The organism is Succinivibrio sp., assembly GCF_045124615.1.
GTDB lineage: Bacteria > Pseudomonadota > Gammaproteobacteria > Enterobacterales > Succinivibrionaceae > Succinivibrio > Succinivibrio faecicola.
The window spans coordinates 1-6,627 of sequence record NZ_JBGVMC010000299.1; the positions used below are offsets into that span (position 1 = coordinate 1).

Genomic DNA, 6,627 nt, shown 5'->3' on the forward strand with positions numbered 1-6,627 from the left:
CTGAAAGGAGTATACAGGAGTCTAACCATGTTATTTCACAGGTAATTAAGGATCATTTAAAAGAATCAATTATTAAGCCTTTGATTAATTCTAACAGTATTGCTAAAGATGATTATTTAGTTGATCTTCTTTTAAATGAAAATTCCGAGAGTGAAAAAAGTATTAAGAGCTATCTTAGAGGAATCAAAAACGGATACGGATACGATTTTTGTTACGTTGTTTCTGATAAGACAAAAAAATACTTTTCATCTAATGGATTAAAAAAAATAATCGCTCCTGAATCAAATGAAATTGATAAATGGTATACAAGGTTTTTATCAAAGAATAAGGATCTTGATTTAGTCGTTGAAAAAGAAGAAATATCTTCAGACAAGCTAACAATCTTTTTTGATAACAGAATTACAGATAAAACAGGAAAATTTTTAGGTGTAACTGGTGTAGCTATACATCTTGAACAACTTCAAAATGCCATAAAGTTTCTTGAAAATAAATTTGATGTTCAGATTAGTCTTGTTGATCGAGACGGGAATATTCTCGAATCAGATTTGGAGAAAATGGCAAACATTATAGTTGAAGGAGTTGAGTCAGGAATCAACATAAATTCAGATTTCTTAGCAGATGACAACAATCAGTTATATAAAAATCCACGAATTATTCTAAACACAAAATTATTTCTTGTTGTGAAAAATAAAAAGTCAGGAGAAAACGATTTATTCCTGAAGGTTATCTTCGTAAATTCATTATTATGTATCTTCATAACTTTACTGATTACATTCATTATTCAGTTCCTCATGTTTAAAGCTAATTCCCTGTCTTTAGAAGTTATGAAGGACACTTTGACTAAGGCATATAACAAAAAAGCTTATGACACTGACAGAGTAACTTTAAAAACAGATAAGGTTCCTGAATTGTGTTCTATTTTGGTTGATATAAATGGATTAAAGAATATCAATAATACATTTGGTCACGAGAGGGGGGATTACTTAATCAAAGGTTTATATGAGTGCCTAGAATCTGTATTTGCTAAAAAAGGCTTTATTTACAGAATCAGCGGCGATAAATTCTCTGTATTTCTGTCTATAAGCTTGTTTGAACTAGACATTAAACTAATTGAATTAAACAGATTGATAGAGATCTGGTCTAAAGTTAACGATCAGGAATTATCAGTATGCATAGGATTTTCATCTCGAGTCACATATCCATATATGACTGTTGATGATCTTGTAAGAAACGCTGAAGAAATGCTGATTAAGAAAAAACAAGAGTACTATGCTCACAAAGAATGTGAAAAACAGCCTCAGGCATAAGATCAGTGTTTTACAGGTCCAATCAGTTTCATAAAACAGTTTTTGCAGTCAAATTCTAATCTGAATTTTTCTGCACCAATCTGTAAAAACAAGTCTTGTGCCTTTACGTGATGTCGCTTTGGGCACATATTAAAACAGTATCTCAAACAGTGTTTAGATATGAGCACGCATTCGTTAGGACCTGGATTTGTTTTTTCATATGCATCAGCAGCACAACGACTTCCATGTGAAAGATAAAATTCCTTTGCTTTTTGGTTATATATGTTTGCTTTAAAGCCAAGATCCTTTTCTTTTTCAGGAAGCTCTGGTGCTTTTGAAAAGTCATGCTCTGTTTTCTTTTTGATATTCTGTTTTTGGCTGTTTAGGCTGTCAATAAGCTCTCTTCTAAGATTATTCAGAACACTTTGTGGTACAAAATGGCTGTAGCTTAGGTTAATAGAAAGATTCTCTAGTGAGTAGATGCTATCTCCTAATCTTCCTAATTTTGCTTCGATGTTATTTTTTAATTTATCAACATCATTTGCCATTTGTGCATTGTCAAGATGAGCTTCTACACTCTGAGTAATTCCACACTCATCTGTACCTGAAAGCTTAATGCCATCTTCAGTTTCAGAGTATTCTAGATAAAGTTTTAGTTTTCTTACGGCTGATTTTGGATCTAGCAAATCTCTTTCAAATTCAGCATCCTTGTTCCTATAGAATAATGTACCGGATTGGATTTTTTCGATATCCTGAAAAATTTCTGCAGTATTCTGATTTTTTACTTTGCTGATTCTAAATCCTTCTAAATTACCCTGTGCGTCATAGTAATTTATAGAATCTCCATTATTAAGAGAAACTTTCTTTTTAAGAGCAAAAGTTAAATCATTTCCCTTTTGGCTTACGAGTTTACCTATTTCAACTCCCACGAATCCTGGTGCGTCAAAGTTAGTATAGTTATCTTTCTTTTCGTGGGTATTGTATTCAGTAAATCCTCTGTTGAAACTTTTATTAACGTCAGGAGTAAACAGAAGAATTGATTCTCCAAAAGAACTTCTTTTTAGATCTGCCCTTTTTTCGAGAATTTTATCTAATTTCTTACGATAGAATGCAGTAACGTTTTTTACATAATTTTCATCTTTTAACCTGCCTTCTATCTTGAATGAGCTAATACCAGCATCAATCATTTCTTCAAGGTTCTTGCTCTGATTCAGATCTTTCATAGATAAAAGGTATTTATCTTTAGCAAGAACATTTCCAAGAGAGTCGGTCAATGTTTGAGGAACTCTGCACAGCTGTGAGCATTCACCGCGATTAGCACTTCTTTTTGTTAGAGCATAGCTCAAATAACAACGTCCTGAAACGCCAACACATAAAGCTCCATGCACAAATGCTTCAAGTTTTACATTTGTTTTACTATGGATCTCCTTTATCTGATTGATACTAAGCTCTCTTGCAAGAACAACCTGAGAGAATCCTGCCTTTTCAAGAAAACAAACTTTTTCAACAGTAGAATTATCCTGCTGAGTACTTGCATGAATCTCTAATGGAGGTAACTCTCCATTAATTAGGCCTAAATCCTGGATAATCAGAGCATCTACACCAATTTCATATAGCTTGAATGTTAATTCACGTGCAGTTTCTAATTCTTTATCGGTAAGAATTGTATTTATGGTTACATGAACTTTTGCTCCAAACAGGTGGGCATAATCGCATACAGCTTTTATATCTTCTAAACTGTTTGCTGCATTTACTCTAGCTCCATAAGATGGACCACCAATGTATACAGCATCAGCTCCTGCATTAATTGCAGCAATTGCACAAGTAAGATTTTTGGCTGGGGCAAGTAATTCTATTGTTCTCATAGGAATGTTATAACAGTGTATTTGATAACTAATTATAACAAAATTCAAAAGGAGATCGTTATGATCTCCTTTTGCTTGTGTCGTTGAATAAATGCAGTCAGTGATTAAGCACTATAATGATTTCTTAGGAACTGGATAAATCCAATTTCTAATACTAGCTGGAATGCAACTCCTCCTAATACAATCAGAACTCCGTTAAAGATGTTTGAAATGCCAGTATCTATGAAATTACCTCCATTCATATAGATGCCGACATTTTCAGCAAAACAGATACCTGCTGCTAAAACATAGATAATTGATAATATACTTAAACGACCTCTGTTAGAGTAGATTGCAATCAGGGCTGCAATAAGACAGATAAGCATGCACATAATAATCTCCTTCTTTAGAATCATTCATTGTGATTCTTAAAGATTGTTTGTTTGATTGTTTCTTGATAGTAATCTTTCAGTGTTATTTATTGTTATAATTTTTTGTACACTCTTAATATAGAGTAGTTAAGAAAAAAAGAAAAATTTAATATGCAAACTAAAGTAAAATTTGTGAACTTTAGCAAGTTTATGCAAAAACTACAACGGAGATAATAAAAAATAATCTTATAAATCAATAAGATATTTGTAAAATGTGCAATTCACAAATATCCCGTGCCTATTTTTCAAAATAATTATTATCAATAACCTTTTGATCTTCATTATTTTTATCATTCACTAACAATTTTGCATGCTTGTTTTCGGATACTTTTTTTTTTTAGTTAAATTAAGTAATTAGTAACAATTATTATTAAGCATTTTCACTATAAAAAAAAGAAAAGGCAAGGTTGTTTTACCTTGCCTATAAAAATGTAAGGAAATCGCTAAAATAAATCGATTGTATAAATAAGTAGCATCGCTGCTAATATTATATTTTTAGGGATAGATGAATCCCCTTTTATATAGCCTTTTAGGTAATTGCTAGTATCAACGATCCTGTCACCATCGATTTTTATAAAAAGTTTATTCATACTGTCTCTGATTTCGTTTTCTGTGAATAGACATAATGTTCGACCATGTTTTGTAAATAGACAACTTTGCTTAACATGGGCTACTGTGACCTTATTTATGTCCATAAACAGAAGTTTCTTTTCATCAGCATATCCAATAACCTGCCCTTTAGCATCAATGATCTTTGAGCCATCAATTTTTCCTACACAGTTTTTAATATTATTGAATAACTCAACAGCCATTATGCCTCCAAACTCTGATATTTAAATTTAGTTTAGAATGCAGTTTTAACTATTTCTGTGATCAGTTTGTTTTCTTCAAAATCAAGATTGTGAGTTTTATCAAAAGGCTTAAATATGCTTTTTCTTAAGAAAAAGACATATTAAAAATGACGTAAATAAATTCATTTGAAAAGAAGACAAAATCACATCCAATTGTCTGGATGTGATTTATAGGTTTTACTTTAGATTTAATGCGTTTGTAATGGTCTTAAAGATATCAGTCTGGTCAGTTAAACCTAAGATATTAACTGATGCAGGACCATATGCACCAACCTTTAGCTGAGCACCTGTGTGGCCTGAGTCATTAACATTTTCTGAGTTGCCATAAGAGATGGTCATAGGAGCACCGTCGTGAGTTAGAACCTTCTGAGTGTAACCAGGAGCCTTTGCATCTTCATAGCAGATCTGAGTTGCATGAGCATGATCTGCTGTTACGATAACTAATGTGTTTCCATCTTTCTTAGCAAAATCAAGTGCAACCTGTACAGCTTCATCTAAATCCATAGTTTCACCGAACTGACCACATGGATTGTTTGCATGAGCCTGCTTATCAATAGATGCACCTTCAACCTGTAAGAAGAAGCCTTTCTTATTCTTGCTTAATAATTCAATTGACTTCTTTGTCATCTGAGCAAGAGTTGGGATAGAGCTGTTTCTTTCCTTATTAACTTCACATTTAACAGCGTCTTTTTCAAGATTGCCATGTAAAGACGCCTGAGGTCCCTTTAATCTTACTGGCATGTTGCCTTCAGCAAAAAGACCTAAAACAGGTTTATTCTGATCTGCTGTAGTTACTTTAGAAAGTTCATCTGCGTTTGTAACAACGTTAAATCCTTTTGCCTTTGCAATTTCAAGAAGTGACTTGCCAGCAAATATTGGATCATTTGATAACTCTTTGAAAGACTTCATACCTCCACCCATTACAACATCTGCTCTGGCGTTAATAATCTGTTCAGAGATAGAACCAAGACCACCCTTTTCAGTTAGGAACTCAGGGCATTTTTCTGCAGTTACCTTTGGACCATAGCATTTTCTGTGGTTAACATGGGCAATTGGTGCTGCAGGTGTGGCATCCTGGATTTCTGCTGTTGAGATGTCGCCTGTTGCAAGACCGTTCTTCTTAGCAAGCTCAATGATATTTGTATGGATTTTTCCGTTTACATCAACACCGATTGCACCGTTATATGACTTTACGCCGATAGACCAGGCAGTAGCAGATGCTGCAGAATCAGTAACATAAACAGGCTTTTTAGTATCCTTGTTTAAGGAATAGTGAGTATACTGACCTGTAATAGGGAGCGCATCAAGACCCTTGAAAGCACCACCAGCACCGTGAGCAAAATTTCTTGCAGCAGTGATTTCGCTATCTCCCATACCGTCACCTATTAAAAGGATGACATTCTTTGCTTTTTTCTTGTTAGCAAGCTTAATTTGTTCCTCATACATCTTGAACATGTCTCCATGAATTCTTGATGCGCCGCCTTTTACGGTGATATCACCAACTGCTGATCTGTCGTATACATTATCAGCTAATGAAACAGTTGAAGATGCAGATAGAATTAAAGCTAAAGCAATATTATTTAATAATGATTTTTTCATAATAACCTCTCAATCATTTTTATTTACAAGAATAATTTAAGAGGTCTTTGTTAAGTTTTTGTCCTGATATTGTTATTTTTGATATGTAATAGAAAATATCCTTTATAAAAATAAAGCCTAGGATAAAAACCTAGGCCTTGAAGATATGGATGTACCTGCAGTTTTTAATGTTTATACCAGAAAAATTGCAGGTTATAAAAAGTTAAAACAAACCTTTGATGAAGGCTACTACATCACTTACAGAAATATTTGTTAATCCTGAAACTAAAATAATGATGATTAGGATTGGAATAATGAATCTTACAAGGATCAGGAATGGAATTAACCATATGAATTTAACTTTTCCATATGAAGTTAATTCAGACCATAACTGAGTTGTAGTCATCTTATAGCCAACAAATAATGCTGCACCTAAGCCAGTCAATGGAAGAATAATCTTTGCTGTAAAGAAGTCTAAGAAGTCAAAGATATTCATATTAAAGATAAGAATATCACTTAGAGGTCCCATTGAAAGTGAAGCTACTGCACCGATTGCTAAAAGCAAAATAGATACAATAGTTGCTGACTTGGTTCTTGAGATCTGTGCTCTTTCTGCGATGAATGCAGTTGAAACCTC

At 33.3% G+C, this 6,627-nt stretch carries 5 protein-coding genes and 1 pseudogene; 1 reads left to right on the forward strand and 5 read right to left on the reverse strand.

Going from position 1 to position 6,627, the window contains the following annotated elements; translation table 11 throughout:
• The coding region (locus ACJML3_RS07785; protein WP_406022112.1) for a sensor domain-containing diguanylate cyclase at nucleotides 1–1,307 on the forward strand (1,307 nt) is incomplete at its 5' end.
• A 2-nt stretch (nucleotides 1,308–1,309) separates the two neighbouring features.
• Here ACJML3_RS07785 and ACJML3_RS07790 read toward each other — a convergent pair.
• From ACJML3_RS07790 to ACJML3_RS07810, 5 genes and pseudogenes are all read right to left on the reverse strand, one after another.
• Entirely contained in the window at nucleotides 1,310–3,151 is a 1,842-nt protein-coding gene (locus ACJML3_RS07790; RefSeq protein ID WP_406022114.1) for a U32 family peptidase, read from the reverse strand.
• Between the two features lie 104 nt (nucleotides 3,152–3,255).
• Nucleotides 3,256–3,522, reverse strand: a complete 267-nt coding sequence (locus ACJML3_RS07795) for a hypothetical protein (RefSeq protein WP_219938295.1) — start codon at nucleotides 3,520–3,522, stop codon at nucleotides 3,256–3,258.
• Nucleotides 3,523–4,004: 482 nt separating this feature from the next.
• Nucleotides 4,005–4,373, reverse strand: coding sequence for a hypothetical protein (locus ACJML3_RS07800; RefSeq protein ID WP_406022116.1), 369 nt, complete (start codon nucleotides 4,371–4,373; stop codon nucleotides 4,005–4,007).
• A 216-nt stretch (nucleotides 4,374–4,589) separates the two neighbouring features.
• On the reverse strand, nucleotides 4,590–6,011 hold the full coding sequence (gene phoA / locus ACJML3_RS07805) for an alkaline phosphatase (RefSeq protein WP_406022118.1): 1,422 nt from the start codon (nucleotides 6,009–6,011) through the stop codon (nucleotides 4,590–4,592).
• A 202-nt stretch (nucleotides 6,012–6,213) separates the two neighbouring features.
• Nucleotides 6,214–6,627, reverse strand: a pseudogene (locus tag ACJML3_RS07810) (sodium-dependent transporter); the annotation flags it as partial.